Source organism: Bradyrhizobium denitrificans (assembly GCF_013179005.1).
In the GTDB taxonomy this organism is placed as follows: Bacteria; Pseudomonadota; Alphaproteobacteria; order Rhizobiales; family Xanthobacteraceae; genus Bradyrhizobium; species Bradyrhizobium denitrificans.
On record NZ_JABFDP010000083.1, the window covers coordinates 1 to 874 of the forward strand.

Genomic DNA, 874 nt, shown 5'->3' on the forward strand with positions numbered 1-874 from the left:
CCGGGAATCCCACTTCATTGCAGACTCCTTCCAATATCTCAACGACATCGGTGCCGCGGAAAGTGAACCGCGGTGTCAGCGCTGGCGAGAATCGGGAGAAGATGTCGACGATCGTGAGCACCCGAAGCTTGCGTCCGGTTGCCAACTGATCGTGGACGAAGTCCATCGCCCAGGTCTCGTTCGATCGCGTTGCCGGCCTGCGATCGTCCCGCAGCTTGGCCTTGACCCGGCGCTTCGGCGTCTTGTTGCGTATTTGCAGGCCCAATTCGCGATAGACACGCCGCGTCTTGTTCTGCCCGTGGCGCCATCCTTCGCGACGAAGCACGACGTGAATGCGGCGATAACCGTAGCGGACGCGAACCTGACTGATCTCCCTGATCCGTTGTTCGAGGGCGGCCTGGTCGGAGCGACGGGATCTGTAGTGGTAGGTCGACCTGTCGAATTCGAGGGCGTCGCAGGCCCTGCGGATCGATACCTGCCACTCGCCACAGACCTCGTCGACGAGCTTGCGCTTCCGACCAGGCTTCACAGCTTTCGGCGGATCACGTCCTGCAGCATCTCCTTGTCGAGCGACAGATCAGCGACCAGCTTCCTCAGCTTGCCGTTCTCGTCCTCGAGCTGCTTCAGCCGCCGCATCTCGGTCGGCAGCAGCCCGTCATACTTCTTCTTCCAATTGAAATAAGTCGCCTGGCTGATCCCGGCCTTGCGGCAGATCTCGGCGACCGGCACGCCGTCATTGCCCTGCTTCAGAATGAACGCCTTCTGGGCGTCCGAAAACTTCGAGGCTTTCATCGTCTTCCGCTCCTCCCAGCCGAGGGGATTCGGCAGCGCAAGACTCTAGCCAAAAATGGTCCAGTTTTCCGGCCTCAGATCA

General features: G+C 60.5%; 1 pseudogene. It reads right to left on the bottom strand.

Annotation, left to right across the window (positions count from 1 at the left end):
- Positions 1-792 (bottom strand): annotated as a pseudogene (locus HL671_RS37830) (IS3 family transposase); the annotation flags it as partial.
- Between the last annotated feature and the right edge of the window lie 82 nt (positions 793-874).